Here is a 17,525-nt window from a genome sequence, read left to right as displayed (position 1 = left end):
ATGCCCTGCCGGGCGGCTCTTAAAGACGTTTTCATAAGCTAGTATACACAAAATAGCAAGACCGTATTACAAAAAAATCGGCGCTCCATTGTCTTGAAGCTCAACCAAAGGTGCTGGAATTGCATTTGTTTTGATGGCTGCTTTACATAAATCGGCAATAATGCATTGCGTACATTGTGGTTTACGGGCTTGACAAATATAGCGACCATGTAAAATCAGCCAATGATGCGCATGGCGAATATAATGAACCGGTATAATCTTTAATAATTTTTTCTCAACAATTTCTGGTGTTTTTCCAGGCGCCAAACCAAGACGGTTGCTAAAGCGAAAAATATGTGTATCTACTGCCAATGTAGGCTGACCAAAAGCAACATTCAAGACCACATTAGCCGTTTTGCGCCCAACTCCAGGAAGGGCCATGAGTGCTTCACGCGTATCGGGTACTTGACCACCATATTGATTAATTAAACAGTTGCAAAGCGCATAAACATTACGTGCTTTTGCACGCCAAAGGCCAATTGAACGGATATGATTTGCTATTTCTTCTTCCCCTAATGCAACCATTTTTTCCGGTTGATCAGCAAGGAAAAATAATTCTTTTGTCGCTTTATTAACGCTTACATCTGTCGCTTGAGCCGAAAGCACAACGGCAACTAAAAGTGTAAAAGTATTTATATAGTTAAGATCACTCTTAGGTGTTGGGCGTTGCACAGAAAAACGGCGAAATATTTCCGCAATTTCATCTTTATTATACAATATACTAGATAAATTTCGCACCTTTGATAATTTTATGTTACTTTGAGGCATTGAACTCTCTTAAATCTTCTCTCTTGAAGTTATCATTCATGCTCGCCATATGAGAGGAGTGCAGCGAACACTTTTATAGAGTTTGGTCAAGTAAAGCCGTTTTAAAGAGGATACTCATGAATGACACATGTGACGCCTTTCTCCAATCCTTTTCTTTTAGGGTTTGAAACCGTAGAAAAAATATTGCAACGTATCGGTAAAGCTGATGAGGCTTACCCAGCCTATAATATTGAACGTTTGCATAAAAGTGATGATGCAAATCATATCCGGATAACTTTGGCTGTTGCTGGATTTAAGATTAACCATCTTAATATTTTACTCGATGATAATCAATTGGTTATTCATGGTAAACAAACAGACAACCAAAATCATCAATATTTATATCGCGGTATAGCTGCGCGACAATTCCAGCGAACCTTTGTTCTCGCGGAAGGGATGCATGTTACAAATGCAGAGTTGAAAAATGGTCTTTTATCAATTAATCTGTATCAACCAAAATTAAAAAAAGAAATAAAACAGATTCCAATTAAAGTCAGTAGTGGTGAGTCATAAAAGTTAAGGCGTAAAGGAACAGTGAAATGGGAGAACACAAACAAAACTTGTCGTTTCAGAACACATCCTACTCTGATGCGGGACAGATTGCCTATTTAAAAAAAGTTTGTACAGATGATCTGGCTAAAAACTTTCCAGATCTTCCACCAATGACCCCAGGCATTACGATATGGGCTCTCTTTGGTGAAACAGGTTATCCTATCATTTTATCCGATGAGCGTTCTATCGCCCTTGCTGGAGCCAATGAGCATGAACTACAAATTGTAACTCTGCACTAGATTACCTTACGAGAAAAAGCTGTACTCTTTATAAATTCTATCTGTTTTTTCGTAAAGGGTGTAATGTGAGTTATAATTAGATTAAGTATTGATTTATATTCATAATTAATTTTTTACAACTGGAATGAGAGTCCCAAATATCATAAGGTTCTCTCATTTGAGATCTTCTTATATTGAAACAATTAAAGTCACTTGCTTGATGTCATAAGCAGGGAGAGCCATGTGGATAAAAACACTTGAAGAAAGGAATAAAAATATCTCTTTTTAATTGTCTCAATTACCAAGGACGTTCACGATATGGGGATAAAAAAATGTATGATGGTGTCAGTTTTCTTCTTCATAAGTGTGAAGATGTCCCTTATAGATTTATATTATTCACGGGGGCTGTTATACCATTCATAGGCGCTATCGTGAAATGGGCTCGAGTGCAATGAGTATAAAGGCTATACAAGTGTATTTTGTTTGGTGTGTTTTGTTCTTCCTGAGGGGAGTAGCTCTATTGAAGAGTGTAAAAACAAAAGCATGAGATAATGCGTCATTATTATTTAAAAGATATTTTTATGAATGCGTTTGAAAGGTGTAAAGCTGAATTATAAGGAGATGATAGATTTTTATCACGATTTCTTTATATTCTTTCCAATTCCAGAAATTACGCAAACAGATAGATGCAATATACTAACCAAATCTGGCATACAAAAATCTGGAACAGTTCGTGTCATACTGAAGCGTTTTGATATTTGTCTCAAACGTGGACTCGCACAGGGATTAGATGTTGATTAACAGGTAATAAAAAACAAAGGCTTTATGAAAAAGTTTATGCAGAGCTTTTAATTTTGTGCTTCAAATGCCGCAGTACAAGGTATTTTTCTCTTTTGAATATTAAAGCTCTTGTTTTTATAATGAAGTTACAGCACAACAAGCAAAATGGAATTATTTGAGGGGAAAAAAATAATGCCTTCTTACCGTTCAAGGATATCGACCCACGGGCGTAATATGGCAGGAGCCCGCGGACTTTGGCGTGCAACAGGGATGAAAGATACTGATTTTGGTAAACCCATTATTGCGATTGCGAATTCTTTTACACAATTTGTACCAGGGCATGTCCATTTAAAAGATCTTGGGCAATTAGTCGCACAACAGATAGCAGTTGCCGGTGGTGTTGCGAAAGAATTTAATACCATTGCTGTAGATGATGGAATTGCGATGGGGCACGATGGAATGCTCTATTCGTTGCCCTCACGTGAAATCATTGCTGATTCTGTAGAGTATATGGTTAATGCACATTGTGCAGATGCACTTGTTTGTATTTCTAATTGTGACAAAATTACGCCTGGTATGTTAATGGCTGCTTTACGGTTGAATATTCCGACAATCTTTGTTTCAGGCGGTCCTATGGAAGCAGGTAAGATTAAATGGAAGGATCAAGATCTAACGGTTGATTTGGTCGATGCCATGGTTGCAGCAGCTTCAGAACAAAATTCAGAAGAAGAAGTTGCTGAAATGGAGCGTGCTGCTTGTCCTACATGTGGTTCTTGTTCAGGAATGTTTACGGCCAATTCTATGAATTGCTTAACGGAAGCATTGGGGCTTTCTCTTCCCGGAAATGGATCAATGTTAGCAACACATGCAGATCGACGAATGCTTTTTGAAGAAGCTGGAAAACAGATTGTTGCATTGGTTAAACGTTATTATGAAGAAGATGATGAAACAGTTTTGCCGCGCTCTATTGCTTCACGCAAGGCTTTTGAAAATGCAATGACCGTTGATATTGCCATGGGGGGATCAACCAATACAGTACTGCATCTTTTAGCTGCAGCGCAAGAAGGTGAGGTGGATTTTACCATGACGGATATTGATCATCTTTCACGTTGTGTTCCTGTTTTATGTAAGGTTGCTCCTGCTGTTGCAAATGTACATATGGAAGATGTTCATCGCGCTGGTGGTATTATGGGGCTTTTAGGTGAACTGGATGCGGCAGGACTCATTGATACATCAACTTATACGGTTCACGCAAAAACAATGAAAGAAGCTCTTTACCGCTGGGATGTAAAGCAAACTAATGAGCCAACAGTTCATGCATTTTATCGTGCCGCTCCAGGTGGTATTCCAACACAGACAGCTTTTAGTCAATCTTGTCGCTATGAGACCCTTGACCTTGATCGTGAAAAAGGTGTGATTCGCGATAGGGAACACGCATATTCACAAGATGGAGGATTGGCAGTTCTTTATGGAAATCTTGCAAAAGATGGCTGCATTGTAAAAACAGCAGGCGTTGATCAATCAATTTTAACTTTTAAAGGTCCGGCAAGAATTTTTGAAAGCCAAGATTCAGCTGTTTCAGCTATATTAACTGATAAGATTAAAACAGGTGAAATTGTTTTAATCCGTTATGAAGGCCCACGTGGTGGACCTGGAATGCAAGAAATGCTTTATCCAACGAGTTATCTCAAATCTAAAGGATTAGGCAAGGTTTGTGCACTTGTTACAGATGGACGTTTTTCAGGTGGAAGTTCAGGGCTCTCAATAGGACATATTTCACCAGAAGCTGCTGAAGGAGGAGCAATTGCGTTGGTGGAAGAGGGGGATATCATAGAAATTGATATTCCAAATCGTAGAATTCATATGTTGGTGGATGACGTTGAGATGAAGCAGCGCCGTTCTAAGATGGAAGCAAAAGGAAAAGGCGCTTGGCAACCGATTGAGAAGCGTCAGCGTAAAGTTTCAAAGGCTCTCAAAGCCTATGCAGCGATGACCACATCTGCTGCAAAGGGTGCAGTACGTAATATTTGATGAGTTGAATAGAGATAGTGCTCTGATTTTTTGCATCTTTTGCACGATATTCTAAGCTAATTATTTTATGAGTTTATGAACTTATCAGAATATTTCGAGTCATGATGAGTATGATTAAAAAGCTATCAATACAACTAAAAACTGCGGTAGATTGCTTATTTTAGCAGCTATGTAAAACAGATACAGTATAATTACTTTTCATATCATATTCCAATCTTATATGAGATTATGATTTCTTATTACTCATATTTATGAAAGATATTTATTGTACTGGTGGCATTATCTTGTTGTACCGTAAAACACTGTCATTTAGGACTGTGATATACGGCATCTTCCTTAAATATTAAGTGTGTTTTTAGTGTGTGGTGAATATTCTTAGACTTGTTTGTAAAGCTTTGAGTTTAAGAGAAGCGCATGATTAGGAAGTCAAGGAAAATCCGTTAGAAGTTGGACTATTTGCAGACTTGATTCGAATGAAAATCCTTATCCATTAAGGTGTGGGAAGGAGTTGAAGGATGTTTATGAAAATAAAGTACAGCTGTGATATATCTGATTATATGTTTCATATGAAAACAGTAAAAGAGCTCTTTATAACTTAAAATGTGAAGAATAACTTAAAATGTGAAGAAAATACGAGACCCATTATCCATGAATTTATTATGCAAAATGGGATGGTATTCCAACACTGACAGTTTTAAACTAAAAATATTGCTATGATAACAATAATATTGATCGTGAAAAAGCATAATTCATTAAATATGGCGTATTTGCAACGTGGAGGAGATTTCATGACAATCTTTACAAAAAACGACTATCTTGTAAAAATAGTCGATCTTGACCAATTTTTTGTATAAGAGCCAATATTAATCTAAGGGAATATGAAATATAATGCATAGGGTTTTGCCTATAGGCAATTACACTTATCAAAATATATTATGTAGAAAAGCGATGGGAATACGATAAATAACTGTTTATGCTGTGGTATATCAAAAATGGTTACGTTATCTCCTATTAAGAAGGTTTTTTAATAAAAAATAACATCTGTTTTCTATAAAGGGTTACTCTTTTCAAGCTGTTTGAGGTGGTAAATTGCTTCTAAAGCTTGTTTAGGAGAGAGTTCATCGGGATGAATATTTTTTAAAGCTTCGTGAAGTATGCAATGTTTGTTTTTTGCTTCATTGACGGGAGATGTTGCTTTAAGAGAAAAGAGTGGTAAATCATCAATGAGTTTATGTCCTTTTCCAGCCATTTCGCCTTGTTCTAATTGATGGAGTACATCTGTTGCTCGTGTAATAACGGCTGGGGGAAGTCCAGCAAGCTTTGCGACTTGTACACCATAGGAACGGTCAGCCGCTCCTGGTGTGACCTCATGAAGAAAAACTACATCACCATCCCAGTTTTTGACTTTCATGGTTACATTATGCAGTCTGTCAAGTTTTTCGGTAAGTGCGGTCATTTCATGAAAATGGGTAGCGAGAATAGCACGACAATGGTTAACTTCATGGAGATATTCAACAGCAGCCCAAGCAATAGAAAGTCCATCAAAGGTTGATGTTCCACGTCCTATTTCATCAAGAATAACAAGGGAATGGTGGCTAGCATGATTGAGAATCGTTGCTGTTTCAACCATTTCCATCATAAAGGTTGAGCGCCCTCGTGCAAGATCATCGGAAGCTCCAACGCGACTAAATAGGCGATCTACGACACCAATATGTGCTGAAGTTGCTGGAACGAAGGACCCCATTTGCGCCATAATAGCAATAAGAGCATTTTGCCGCAAAAAAGTTGATTTTCCTCCCATATTAGGCCCTGTCAACAGCCAGATTGCTGCATATTGCTGATTTTCTTGCACAGAGAGATCACAATTATTGGCAATAAAAGGTTCTGCTGCTTGTTTGCGGAGTGCTTGCTCGACGACAGGATGGCGTCCTGCTGTAATGCGAAAGGTAAGTGAAAGATCAATTTTAGGGCGGCAATATCCTTGTTCTTCAGCAAGATATGCTAAAGCGACAGAGACATCTAAAATAGCAAGTGCTTCAGAGGCTTTACGAATAAAATCAACTTGTTCGGTAATTTCATGAACGAGAATATCAAAAATCTCTAGTTCAAGTGTCAATGCGTGATTGGCAGCATGGGCAATACGGCTTTCAAGGTCAGCGAGCTCTGTTGTCGTAAAACGCATAGCGTTTGCCATTGTTTGCCGATGAATAAAACGTGCTTTAGCTTGTGGATTATTTGTAAGGGAAGATGCTTGTGTGCTGGTTACTTCAATGAAATAACCTAGAATATTATTATGCTTTATTTTAAGCGTCTTAATATCTGTTTCTTGGGCATATTGCGCTTGAAGCTCAGCAATGACACGGCGAGATTCATCACGTAAAGCACGCATTTCATCGAGCTCTTTATGATAATTAGAACGAATAAAACCACCATCACGTTTAAGGAGTGGGAGATCATCAGCTAATGCCTGTTCTAAATGAAAGTATAACGCTGTGGGTAATTTTGAGAACACCTGTTGTACATCACTTATTTCTTGAGGCAGAAGCTCATTATCAAGAAGTTGATGCAATTCACGAATGATTTCAAAGCCACGCTGGATTGTTGCCATATCACGGGGACCTCCTCGTCCAAGAGCCAAACGTGAAACGGCGCGGGGCATATCTGGTCCCCCCTTTAAAATAAGCTTTATCGCTTCTGCAAGAGAAGGATTACGTAGAAAAAAATCGATAGAATCCAAACGCGTATCAATAGCTGAAGGAGTGGTGAGGGGAGCAATAAGGCGGTCAATAAGAAGGCGTGATCCTCCTCCTGTTACAGTGCGATCAATAGCTTTTAATAAACTTCCATCCCGTTGACCTGATGTCGTACGAATAAGTTCAAGGCTTAATCTGGTTGCGGCATCAATAAAAAGAGTCGCACTTTCATTTTGGCGCTCAGGCTGCATGAGGGGAGGGCGATGTGTGATTTGTGTTTTTTCGATATAACGAATAGCAGCTACAATTGCAGAGAGTTCACAGCGTGAATAATCGGCAACGCCTTCAAGAGTTGAGAGTTTAAAATAATTGCAAATATCGCGTTCAGCGGTGAGTGCATCAAAGAGACAAGCAGGTTGAGGTGAAACGATACGATCAAGAACACTAAAAAGTGACTTGTGAGATTTATCATGAAAAAATGAATCAGCAACAATGATTTCTTGTGGATCAACACGCATAATATCTGCTAAAAGTTTTTCTTGGCGGCTTTCTGTTACACGAAATATGCCTGTTGAGATATCAATCCAAGAAAGAGCAAATTCCTCTCCATCGCTAGTTTTTATACGGGAAAGTGTCATCAAATAATTTGCGCGTGTTGGATCAAGGAGTTTTTCTTCTGTTATTGTTCCTGGTGTTACAAGGCGAACAACATCACGCCGAACAACAGATTTTGAGCCACGTTTTTTTGCTTCAGCAGGATCTTCTATTTGTTCACAAACAGCAACTCGGTAACCACAAGCAATCAGTTTTTGTAAATAATCATCAGCAGCATGAACGGGAACACCACACATAGGAATATCTTGTCCTAAATGTTTTCCACGTGCTGTGAGTGTAATTCCTAAGGCCTGAGCAGCTTCAATCGCATCATTAAAAAATAATTCATAAAAATCCCCCATTCGGTAAAAGAGAAGGGAATCATGATGGACGGCTTTGATTTCTATGTACTGCTCCATCATAGGTGTAAGACGTTCTTGAGAGGAAGCAGATGGGGAGGCAGGCTGTGGAATTAAATTATTTTTATGATTGTTTTTTTTATCCATTTGTACGAGGCCTGTTTCCTTTAAGTGAAGTTTTTACTCTTTTTTGTTTACTTCAATATCTATTTATCTCTAAATTGCAACGCATCATCAGATTTGCTAAGGCAAGAATAGCGATTTCTAATATATGAATCAAATTTAATGACTATACGCATTATCAAGCAGAATTTACACTGTTTTTGGAGAAAATAAAGTGAGATGAAAAAGAGCGAGCAAGATCAGAAAATGTCTCAAACTGTTTACAGTGCGAGCGAAAGAGAAGCTCTAGATTTTCATAGTCGTGGTCGACCAGGAAAGCTTGAGATTGTTGCAACAAAGTCTATGGCAACACAGCATGATTTAGCACTTGCTTATTCACCAGGTGTTGCCGTTCCAGTTAAGGCAATTGCTCAAAATCCAGCGCTAGTTTATGATTATACAGCAAAAGGCAATCTTGTTGCTGTTATTTCAAATGGTACAGCTATTTTAGGGTTAGGCAATTTAGGTGCACTTGCCTCTAAGCCGGTCATGGAAGGCAAAGCAGTGCTGTTTAAGCGTTTTGCGGATATTGATTCCATTGATTTAGAAATTGATATAAACGATACAGAAAGTTTTATCAATTTAGTGCGTCATTTAGAACCTTCTTTTGGTGGAATTAATCTTGAAGACATTAAGGCGCCAGAGTGCTTTATGATTGAAAGCCGCCTACGCGAGGTGATGAATGTACCTGTTTTTCACGATGATCAACACGGTACAGCGATTATTGTTGCTGCGGGTGTTCTCAATGCTTTGACTTTAACAGGGCGCGATATGCAAAATACGCGGTTAGTCTGTAATGGTGCTGGTTCTGCAGGGATTGCTTGTATTGAACTGATTAAAGCGATGGGCTTTCGTTCCGAAAATATCATATTATGTGACACAAAGGGTGTGGTCTATGAAGGCCGCAAAGAGGGAATGAATCAGTGGAAATCTGCGCATGCTATTCAAACAGATAAACGTACGCTTATGGAAGCAATGGAAGGTGCAGATATATTTTTTGGGGTTTCTGCTAAAGGTGCTCTTACTCCTGAAATGGTAAGATCCATGGCACCCCAGCCGATCATTTTTGCTATGGCTAATCCCGATCCAGAAATTACGCCGGAAGAGGTTATGCAAGTGCGTCATGATGCCATTGTCGCAACAGGGCGTTCCGATTATCCAAATCAGATTAATAATGTTCTTTGTTTTCCTTATATATTTCGTGGTGCGCTTGATGTGCGTGCAAGAGTTATTAATGAAGCCATGAAGATTGCTGCGGCAAAGGCTCTTGCTAATTTAGCGCATGAAGAAGTGCCTGACAGCGTTGCAGAAGCTTATTATGGAAAGCGATTAAAGTTTGGTCCTAACTATATCATCCCTGTTCCTTTTGATCCGCGTTTATTTACGGTTGTTTCAATAGCGGTAGCAAAAGCAGCAATGGAAAGCGGTGTTGCGCAAAAGAACATAGATGATTTAGAGGCCTATGAGCGCGATTTGAATGCGAGACGTGATCCTACTTCCTCGATGATGCGTAGGGTTTATAACCATGTTCGTCAAGCGCCAAAACAAATTGTATTTGCAGAAGGTGAAGAAGAGCAAGTTATGCGAGCAGCCGTTTCCTATGTTCATCAAAAATTGGGACAAGCAATTTTGGTTGGTCGTGAAGAGCAAGTAAGAGAAGCGGCTGTTATCGCTGGAATTGATCTGGAGCGTGAAGGTATTTCTATTATGAATGCTAAGCTTTCTTGCCGTACAGATGCTTATGCGAATTATCTTTATAAAAAAATGCAGCGTCAAGGTTGGCTGTTGCGTGATTGTCATCGTCGTATCAATAATGATCGCAATTATTTTGCTGCGTGTATGGTGGCACTAGGAGATGCTGATGCAATGGTTACAGGGGTGACACGCAATTATGAAACAGCGTTGATCGATATACGTCGTGCAATTGATGAAAAACCAAAAGAACGATTGATTGGTATTTCAATGGCTATTTGCCGTGGACGAATTGTGTTTATTACGGATACAGCCGTTTATGAAAATCCTAATGCTGAAGAACTTGCAGATATAGCTGAACAAGCAGCTTCATTTGTGCGAGGATTTGGATATCAACCACGGGTAGCATTTCTAGCATTTTCTACATTTAGTTATATGAAAGGGAAGACGACGCAGCAAATTCAGGATGCGATTAATATTTTGCATGAACGCAAAGTTGATTTTGAGTTTGATGGAGAAATGAGTGCTGATGTGGCACTCAATTCCAAATTGATGCAGCAATATCCATTTATGGGATTAACGGAGCCTGCTAACATTTTGGTTATGCCTGGATATCACGCATCTTCCATTGCAAGCAAAATGTTACAAGAACTCGGTGAAGCAACTATCATTGGTCCTATTTTAATTGGATTGGAAAAATCTGTCCAAATTGTACCGTTTAGTGGAAGCGATACAGATGTTGTCAATATTGCAATGCTTGCGGCTTATCATGCCGCAAAAGTCGTCTAAAGGAAAAAAGCCCCTAATATACCAATAATATATCAAGGGGCTTTTTGATAGCAAAAAAAATAAATTTTTTAAGAGGGCTGTATTTGATTGTCTTTTTGCTCTTCAGAAAGACGCTTTTGGAAGAGTGCTGCAAAATCGATAGGATCAATCCACAAAGGTGGAAAACCACCACTTTGAGTAGCATCAGATATAATTTGGCGAGCAAATGGAAATAAAAGACGGGGACATTCAATAAAGACCAGTGGCATAACATGTTCTTGTGGAATGTTTTTAAGGTGAAAAACACCACCGTAAATAAGTTCTACATGAAATAAGGTTTCAGTTTCATCATTGGCTTTGACGGAGAGAGACAAAACGACATCATAATTGTCATCACCAATTGGGTTAGCATTGACGTTAATATTGATATCAATTTGTGGTGATTTTTCACGTGCACGTAATGAACGAGGAGCACCAGGGTTTTCGAATGATAAATCTTTTAAATATTGAGTTAATACAGCAAAAACCGGCTCTCCACCACTGTTATTCATTTCATCTTCGGCCATACGACAAACCTCTTCCATTATAATATGTATATTTATTTTAGATCTAAAGACCAGATTGGTTATCACGCCTTGCAAAAGGTTGCAAGAAATGCGCTCTTTATCTTGAATATTTTTTTAGTTTGTTACAGATTTTTTAGGCATTTCAATGGTTATCATCATTTTTGCGCCATGGAGATTCTGTCGTATCATGAATTGTGTAATCTTCTGCTTTTAGATCAATTATTTTTTCAGAGTCATTTTTTCTTTTAGTATTGGGATTCATTTTGTTTTTTAATGATGCAAAGAAATGCCAAGCAACAGAGCGAATTGGTTTAATAAGAAGTAATATTCCCAAGAGGTCAGTTACAAAGCCGGGAAGAATAAGTAAAATTGCACTAAACATGATGAAAGCATCATTAATAATATTATTTTCTAATGTGCGTCCTTGGATAAGTTCATTTTGTATATTTTTTAAGAGGCTAATCCCTTGAATTCGCAATAAAACAACCCCAACTATGGTTGTGAGAATAACCAAGCTCAAGGTTGCCAAAATACCAATTTCTTGACCAACAAAGATAAAACCAGCAATCTCGATTAAAAGAATGCAAAGAAAGATAACAACAAAAAAACGAGGATTTATAGAATAAAGTTTTATCACATGAAAGTTTCCTTCTAGATGAGTAGGGGGGAGAAATTCTTAAGAGAACTCCGTTTAAATACAAAATCTATAAAAATATTTGAATGATAAGATTCCTTATTTTACATATTTATTGATAAATGGTATTGACTGCAATGTTTATTAGAGACTTAAGCTTTGGAGATTGACAGCGCCTATGGAATTTGACGTTATACTTGTCATAGCTCTTGTTGTTATGGTTGTTATTTTTGTGCAACTCCGTAATGTATTAGGGAAACGAATTGGGTTTGAAAAGCCACCCTTTGATCCTTATTCACGACGTTCTAAAAAACAAGTTGAAGCAGAAACGGCTGATAATATTGTTTCGTTCCCTCATCAGAAAAATTCACAAAAAGACGACTTTAGTGAAATTGATAAAATTTCACCGGAGGGGAGTGTTTTGAATAAAAATTTGCGGGAATTGCATAGAATTGATCCTCATTTTTCTCCTCAACTTTTTATAAAAGGTGCACAAATTGCGTATGAAATGATTGTAACAGCTTTTGCCAAAGGTGATCGCAATCAACTTAAAAGCTTGCTTTGTCAGGATGTTTTTGAGAGCTTTTGTATGGCTATTGAGCAACGAGAAAAAAATAAAGAAAGAATAGAATTCACTTTTGTTGGAATTAATAAGGCCGAATTTGTTGCGGCGGCAATACAAGAAAAAGATGAACTTTTAACGATACGTATTGTCAGTGAGATGATTTCTGTTACTTATAATGAACAGGGCGAGCGTATAGACGGTGATCCTGATGCTATTGTAGAAATCAGGGATATTTGGACTTTTGTTCGCAATAGTTTATCGTCAGATCCCAACTGGAAGCTTTTTGCTACAGAAAATGAAAATTAAAATACTTTTTGTTTTTCTTCCATAAGCATTCAATGATTTATGAGAAATTAAAATGTCCTCAAGTAAATGGAGACAAAAAAGAGATTTATTGGCTTCACAAGATCGTCTTTTATGGGAGATGGTTTGTCGTACGATAACACCGCTTCACGGTAAGATGCTCTCTTCTGCTTCAGAAACTATTGCAAATATTAATGATAAAAAACAGCCTGTAACTCAAATCTCCTCATTGTCTCAGGAAAATCAACAACCCTCGACAATTATTAAAAGAGAAAAGAGGTCAGTTACACAAGCACAAAAGATTCATTTCTTTGATCATGTTGCATATCGTAAAATTTCCCAAGGTCGTTGTCCTCTTGAGGCGCGTCTTGATCTCCATGGTTATATGCAGGAAGAAGCTTATTTTTTCTTAAAAAAATTTCTACAGTCCTCTCAGCAGAGAGGATTGCGTTATGTCCTTGTGATTACAGGAAAAGGACGATCCGTTGGGAGCGATGGAGCTTTGTATAGATTTGTTCCGTATTGGTTATCAACACCAGCTTTTCGATACTATGTCCACGCGTTTGAGCAAGCAGCGCGTCAGCATGGCGGAGAAGGTGCGCTTTATGTTTGGTTGCGCCGTTTTGTGTCGGGAGAAGGAAAGTGATGTTATTGTGGTCGCTCTTAGATTTTATAATTATTTATACTTATAATTTATTGTTTTTGTATATTTCGTAAGAGCCTTGAATACAATATTCCCTTCTTTATAATTTTTTATAAAAAATTATAAAGATATTATTTTACATTCTACGTATTGCTTCACGCTTTTGTTTATCGCATTCTTTAACGGGGCACATCCCTCACGCAAAACAGAATGATATTGAATTGCATATATTCACAGGCTTGTTTTAAAGAAACATCTCTCAACGCTCCCAAGCCTATTTTGCGACGGCATCCGTGAAGAGTATAATGATAAATCCATGAAGCACCCCCTATCTTTATACTTAATGAAAGGGCAATCTGGCATCATCATACACTTTGCCATCTCCCAATGTTGCAACAACCCTTTAAGTCCTTGGCACTTGAAAGCATTTAATAAGAGGCATGCTTTTCTTTAAGTGTTTTTAACTCTCTACAGTTCTCATCTCGCTCGTGACGCCCAAACAAAAGATTTTGATTGTTTCAATATAAGAGGACTTAAAATGAGAGAGATATAAATGGATCTCATTCAGGTTGCAAAGCGATAAATTATTTTTATAAACCACAGCATTACTCTATATAAATACACGAAGAATAAAAACATGAGAAATTGAGAAACTAGCTTATTCAAAAGATGTCACTATGGATAGTGTTAAAAGCAGTACAACTAAATTAAAGAAAATTGTGAAAATAAACAGGAATATAACTTTACAACACACAGCTGCGCAATAGCACCAAAAGATACAGTTTCGTTGAATAGTTTCATGAAGAAATTTTTTCATTTATTAAAAGCTCCATTAAATTTCTTTCTCATAATAATTCGATAATTAAAATTTAATAGCGAAGCGCAGAAGGCGTAGAATACGAGATTCAATTGAGGATATTACACTCTTATCCGACGTCTTTCAGATATTGGTTGAAATGCTAGCTTAGCATGAAAGGCACAATAGGGGCTATTTTCATCAGAATCTGCACCACAAAAATGAAAATCTGCTGATAATGGATCGCCAACCGGCCATCTACATGTATTTTCACTCAATTGTAGAAGATTAAGTTGACGTGATATAGGCACAACTACATTGGATTTTGTGGACATATCAACTTCTTTTACATCTTCCACTACAAATTCTGTCTTTAAAGCGGTTTCTTCAATACTTACAGATGATGTGTTTATTGGCGATACCGTGGATGTGTTGCGACGCACACGTGGAGATGATGGGCTGCTACTTCCCACGGGAGTTTTTTGCGCACGCGTGCTTCCTTGTGCTGTCTTACCACGTCCTGGTAACTTTAATCGATGTACTTTGCCGATGACTGCATTTCTGCTGACCCCACCTAATTGAGCAGCAATTTGACTTGCACTTAACCCTTCACTCCAAAGCTTTTTAAGAAGCTCAACGCGTTCACATGTCCAACCCATACCAGCACTCCATTCCGATTACGTCACTAAGATGCTCTCCCCCGTTGCATCTTCAAATGTTTAAATAATGTTTTCATTACGCTGAATGAAAGAACTTTACACTCTACGTGAGCATAAAAAAATCATCCAACCTGTGGATTTACAAATCAAAACACATCATCTTGCTTATTATATTGTAAATTACAATATGCACTCACTCTATGACAAGAGTCTTTACCTCTTGAAGAGTTTATTTAGAATGTTTTCCCCAACTTGCAAATCAATCATAGGTTAAACTTTCACTTTTGTTTAAGGCTTTTTCCCAAAATGCTTATTTGTAGAACCTTCATTGACTTTTTTTCAATTGGTGTAATGATCTATTCTATAGGTGTAATCACTAATCGTAATGAAATGTTGAAAGCACCGTAACGAAATATACCATGCTGTTTTATTTGTAGTGTTGCTTTATATATATATTGAAAAGACTAAAATATAAAGGGAATTATGATGGATGCCGTCTCTATACAACCACTTTATGAATGCTTCGCAAGACGAAATTTGCATTTTGAACAGGGGCATGGTGTATGGCTTATTTCCGATAAAGGAGACCATTATCTTGATTTCACATCTGGCATTGCTGTTAATGCATTAGGATATTCACATCCAAAATTGGTTGATACGCTCAAGATACAAGCTGAAAAACTTTGGCATGTTTCTAATATTTTTCAATCTCCTGAACAAGCATCTTTTGCCACGCGGCTTTGTGCAAATAGTTTTGCGGATAAGGTTTTTTTCTGCAATTCAGGCACTGAAGCATTGGAGTGCGCATTCAAAACGGCACGTCATTATTACTATGCTACTGGTCATTCAGAACGCATTGAAATAATTACTTTTGAAGGGGCATTTCATGGACGTACACTTGCTGCACTTGCTGCGACTGGGCATGAAAAGTATCTTGAAGGCTTTGGACCTAAAGCTGGTGGATTTATTCAAGTACCTTTTTGTGATGAAATCGCTTTGCGTAACGCTATTAATAAAAATACCGCCGCTATTCTTATTGAACCTATTCAAGGAGAAGGAGGAATACGAACGGTTTCTCATGAATATTTAAGATTTTTGCGTAAAATATGCGATGATAATGGTCTGTTGTTGATTTTGGATGAAGTGCAAACGGGCATGGGACGAACAGGAAAGCTTTTTGCTTATGAATGGAGTGATGTCACGCCTGATATTCTTACCCTCGCAAAAGGACTAGGAGGTGGATTTCCATTGGGCGCTTGCCTTGCAACGGATAAAGTTGCAAAAAGTATGATACTTGGAACGCATGGATCAACCTTTGGAGGAAATTTGCTTGGAATGGCTGTAGGAAATAGTGTTCTTGATGTTTTGTTAGAGCCAAGTTTTCTCATCCATGTTCAGCGCATGGGTGATAAACTAAAAAATGGGCTTTTGCACATTCTCAATATCTATCCTGATATTATCTGCGCAGTTCAGGGGATGGGGCTTATGTTGGGTCTTCAATGTGTTGTGCCTTCAAATCTTGTCGTTAATGCTTTGGAAAATGAATATCTCTTAAGCGTTGCAGCCAACAACAATGTTGTGCGCTTATTGCCTCCTCTTATCATTAGGGAAGAAGAAATAGATGAAAGTTTGCATCGTATTGAAAAAGCAATTTCCTATCTTTCGCAAATAAATAAAGAAAGACAAATATCACACATATGACAAATGCTCTTCGTCATTTCACGGATTTATCCATTTTAACGCCAGCAATGGCACGTGCACTGATTGATTATGCAAAAATTCTTAAAGCATCTTTTAAGGCAGGAAAAGGTTCAAAACCTTTTATAGGTAAAACACTCGCGATGATTTTTGAAAAACCATCCACACGAACCCGTATTTCATTCGATATCAGTATGCGCCAGCTTGGCGGAGATACGATCATGCTCACGGGTTCAGAGATGCAACTTGGTCATAGTGAAACCATAGCTGATACGGCGCGCGTTTTATCCCGTTTTGTGGATATTGTGATATTGCGAACAACGAAACACCAACGTATGCTTGAATTGGCACAATATGCACAAATTCCTGTCATTAATGCCCTTACAGATGATACACATCCTTGCCAAATTCTAGCAGATATCTTAACCTATGAGGAGCATCGGGGGCCTATTTCTGGTAAAATATTTGCGTGGATGGGGGATGGTAATAATGTGCTCCATTCCTTAATTGAAGCCGCAGCTCTTTTTGGTTTTCATTTGCGTATTGCTACTCCAAAGGGCAGTGAACCACAGGAAAAATTTATACATTGGGCACGTGAGCGAGGAGCACATCTTATGCTAACCCATGATCCCCAAAAAGCAGCTCAAGATGCTGATTGTATTATGACCGACACATGGGTCTCCATGGGACAAGAATTTCGTGCTCGCAGTCGTTCTATTTTTCAGCCTTATCAAGTCAATGAATCTCTCATGAAATTAGCAAAACCTGATGCTCTTTTTATGCATTGTCTTCCTGCTCATCGTGGTGAAGAAGTGGTTGATTCTGTGATTGATGGACCGCACTCCGTTGTTTTCGATGAGGCTGAAAATCGTCTTCATGCTCAAAAAGCAATTCTTTCTTGGTGTTTACAAAATGCGTTTTTCTCTCCACAATAGCCTCCCTACAACAAATTATATAAAAAAGGCA

Annotated in this window: 14 protein-coding genes and 1 pseudogene; 9 read left to right on the top strand and 6 right to left on the bottom strand. The window is 38.1% G+C overall.

What is annotated here, in order from left to right; all coding sequences use genetic code 11:
* Positions 1 to 66: 66 nt before the first annotated feature.
* Positions 67 to 807: an endonuclease III gene (gene nth, locus ACFINE_RS01850; protein ID WP_375620848.1), complete on the bottom strand. Its 741-nt coding sequence runs from the start codon at positions 805 to 807 to the stop codon at positions 67 to 69.
* A 120-nt stretch (positions 808 to 927) separates the two neighbouring features.
* On the opposite strand from nth, the gene ACFINE_RS01845 reads away from it, so the two are divergent.
* From ACFINE_RS01845 to ilvD, 4 genes are all read left to right on the top strand, one after another.
* The gene (locus ACFINE_RS01845; protein ID WP_375612819.1) at positions 928 to 1,359 is read left to right on the top strand and encodes an Hsp20 family protein; all 432 of its coding nucleotides are present in this window, start codon (positions 928 to 930) and stop codon (positions 1,357 to 1,359) included.
* Positions 1,360 to 1,385: 26 nt separating this feature from the next.
* Positions 1,386 to 1,637: a DUF1150 domain-containing protein gene (locus tag ACFINE_RS01840; protein ID WP_012754519.1), complete on the top strand. Its 252-nt coding sequence runs from the start codon at positions 1,386 to 1,388 to the stop codon at positions 1,635 to 1,637.
* A gap of 600 nt (positions 1,638 to 2,237) precedes the next feature.
* A complete protein-coding gene (locus ACFINE_RS01835; RefSeq protein ID WP_375611413.1) occupies positions 2,238 to 2,417 on the top strand; it encodes a hypothetical protein in 180 nt (59 codons plus the stop codon).
* Between the two features lie 171 nt (positions 2,418 to 2,588).
* Positions 2,589 to 4,427: a dihydroxy-acid dehydratase gene (gene ilvD / locus ACFINE_RS01830; protein ID WP_375620847.1), complete on the top strand. Its 1,839-nt coding sequence runs from the start codon at positions 2,589 to 2,591 to the stop codon at positions 4,425 to 4,427.
* A gap of 1,048 nt (positions 4,428 to 5,475) precedes the next feature.
* On the opposite strand, the gene mutS is transcribed toward ilvD, so the two are convergent.
* Positions 5,476 to 8,220, bottom strand: a complete 2,745-nt coding sequence (gene mutS / locus ACFINE_RS01825; RefSeq protein ID WP_375620846.1) for a DNA mismatch repair protein MutS — start codon at positions 8,218 to 8,220, stop codon at positions 5,476 to 5,478.
* 195 nt (positions 8,221 to 8,415) lie between these two features.
* On the opposite strand from mutS, the gene ACFINE_RS01820 reads away from it, so the two are divergent.
* A complete protein-coding gene (locus ACFINE_RS01820) occupies positions 8,416 to 10,716 on the top strand; it encodes an NADP-dependent malic enzyme (protein WP_375620845.1) in 2,301 nt (766 codons plus the stop codon).
* 68 nt (positions 10,717 to 10,784) lie between these two features.
* Here ACFINE_RS01820 and secB read toward each other — a convergent pair whose 3' ends face one another.
* Together secB and ACFINE_RS01810 are read right to left on the bottom strand one after the other, a co-directional pair.
* Positions 10,785 to 11,261: a protein-export chaperone SecB gene (gene secB / locus ACFINE_RS01815; RefSeq protein WP_375611417.1), complete on the bottom strand. Its 477-nt coding sequence runs from the start codon at positions 11,259 to 11,261 to the stop codon at positions 10,785 to 10,787.
* Positions 11,262 to 11,403: 142 nt separating this feature from the next.
* Positions 11,404 to 11,898 carry an FxsA family protein gene (locus ACFINE_RS01810; RefSeq protein WP_375612822.1) on the bottom strand — a complete coding sequence of 165 codons (495 nt, stop codon included), beginning with the start codon at positions 11,896 to 11,898 and terminating at the stop codon, positions 11,404 to 11,406.
* Between the two features lie 175 nt (positions 11,899 to 12,073).
* On the opposite strand from ACFINE_RS01810, the gene ACFINE_RS01805 reads away from it, so the two are divergent.
* Together ACFINE_RS01805 and ACFINE_RS01800 are read left to right on the top strand one after the other, a co-directional pair.
* Positions 12,074 to 12,766 (top strand): Tim44/TimA family putative adaptor protein, encoded by a 693-nt coding sequence (locus ACFINE_RS01805; protein WP_375620844.1) that lies wholly within the window; start codon positions 12,074 to 12,076, stop codon positions 12,764 to 12,766.
* A 52-nt stretch (positions 12,767 to 12,818) separates the two neighbouring features.
* Positions 12,819 to 13,409 (top strand): Smr/MutS family protein, encoded by a 591-nt coding sequence (locus tag ACFINE_RS01800; protein ID WP_375611420.1) that lies wholly within the window; start codon positions 12,819 to 12,821, stop codon positions 13,407 to 13,409.
* A 136-nt stretch (positions 13,410 to 13,545) separates the two neighbouring features.
* On the opposite strand, the pseudogene ACFINE_RS01795 reads toward ACFINE_RS01800, so the two are convergent.
* Positions 13,546 to 13,794: pseudogene (locus ACFINE_RS01795) on the bottom strand (Arm DNA-binding domain-containing protein); the annotation flags it as partial.
* A 530-nt stretch (positions 13,795 to 14,324) separates the two neighbouring features.
* Positions 14,325 to 14,861, bottom strand: a complete 537-nt coding sequence (locus ACFINE_RS01790; protein WP_375617530.1) for a GcrA family cell cycle regulator — start codon at positions 14,859 to 14,861, stop codon at positions 14,325 to 14,327.
* 486 nt (positions 14,862 to 15,347) lie between these two features.
* Here ACFINE_RS01790 and ACFINE_RS01785 point away from each other — a divergent pair, with 486 nt between their 5' ends.
* The gene (locus ACFINE_RS01785; RefSeq protein ID WP_375620958.1) at positions 15,348 to 16,562 is read left to right on the top strand and encodes an aspartate aminotransferase family protein; all 1,215 of its coding nucleotides are present in this window, start codon (positions 15,348 to 15,350) and stop codon (positions 16,560 to 16,562) included.
* Complete coding sequence (gene argF / locus ACFINE_RS01780; RefSeq protein ID WP_375620843.1) at positions 16,559 to 17,494, top strand: ornithine carbamoyltransferase; 936 nt, start codon at positions 16,559 to 16,561, stop codon at positions 17,492 to 17,494. Before ACFINE_RS01785 ends, argF begins: the two co-directional genes overlap by 4 nt.
* The last annotated feature ends 31 nt before the right edge of the window (positions 17,495 to 17,525 follow it).

This window comes from Bartonella sp. AA97HXZ (assembly GCF_042196985.1).
Taxonomy (GTDB): domain Bacteria; phylum Pseudomonadota; class Alphaproteobacteria; order Rhizobiales; family Rhizobiaceae; genus Bartonella.
The sequence above is the reverse complement of the archived record's forward strand: the minus strand, read 5'-3'. Positions and strand labels throughout refer to the sequence as shown.

Coding starts and splice junctions, on each gene's coding strand:
- ACFINE_RS01845 (WP_375612819.1), top strand. CDS start 928: ATGACACATGTGACGCCTTTCTCCAATCCTTTTCTTTTAGGGTTTGAA.
- ACFINE_RS01820 (WP_375620845.1), top strand. CDS start 8,416: ATGAAAAAGAGCGAGCAAGATCAGAAAATGTCTCAAACTGTTTACAGT.
- argF (WP_375620843.1), top strand. CDS start 16,559: ATGACAAATGCTCTTCGTCATTTCACGGATTTATCCATTTTAACGCCA.
- ACFINE_RS01800 (WP_375611420.1), top strand. CDS start 12,819: ATGTCCTCAAGTAAATGGAGACAAAAAAGAGATTTATTGGCTTCACAA.
- ACFINE_RS01840 (WP_012754519.1), top strand. CDS start 1,386: ATGGGAGAACACAAACAAAACTTGTCGTTTCAGAACACATCCTACTCT.
- ilvD (WP_375620847.1), top strand. CDS start 2,589: ATGCCTTCTTACCGTTCAAGGATATCGACCCACGGGCGTAATATGGCA.
- mutS (WP_375620846.1), bottom strand. CDS start 8,220: ATGGATAAAAAAAACAATCATAAAAATAATTTAATTCCACAGCCTGCC.
- ACFINE_RS01785 (WP_375620958.1), top strand. CDS start 15,348: ATGGATGCCGTCTCTATACAACCACTTTATGAATGCTTCGCAAGACGA.
- secB (WP_375611417.1), bottom strand. CDS start 11,261: ATGGCCGAAGATGAAATGAATAACAGTGGTGGAGAGCCGGTTTTTGCT.
- ACFINE_RS01805 (WP_375620844.1), top strand. CDS start 12,074: ATGGAATTTGACGTTATACTTGTCATAGCTCTTGTTGTTATGGTTGTT.
- ACFINE_RS01835 (WP_375611413.1), top strand. CDS start 2,238: ATGATAGATTTTTATCACGATTTCTTTATATTCTTTCCAATTCCAGAA.
- nth (WP_375620848.1), bottom strand. CDS start 807: ATGCCTCAAAGTAACATAAAATTATCAAAGGTGCGAAATTTATCTAGT.
- ACFINE_RS01790 (WP_375617530.1), bottom strand. CDS start 14,861: ATGGGTTGGACATGTGAACGCGTTGAGCTTCTTAAAAAGCTTTGGAGT.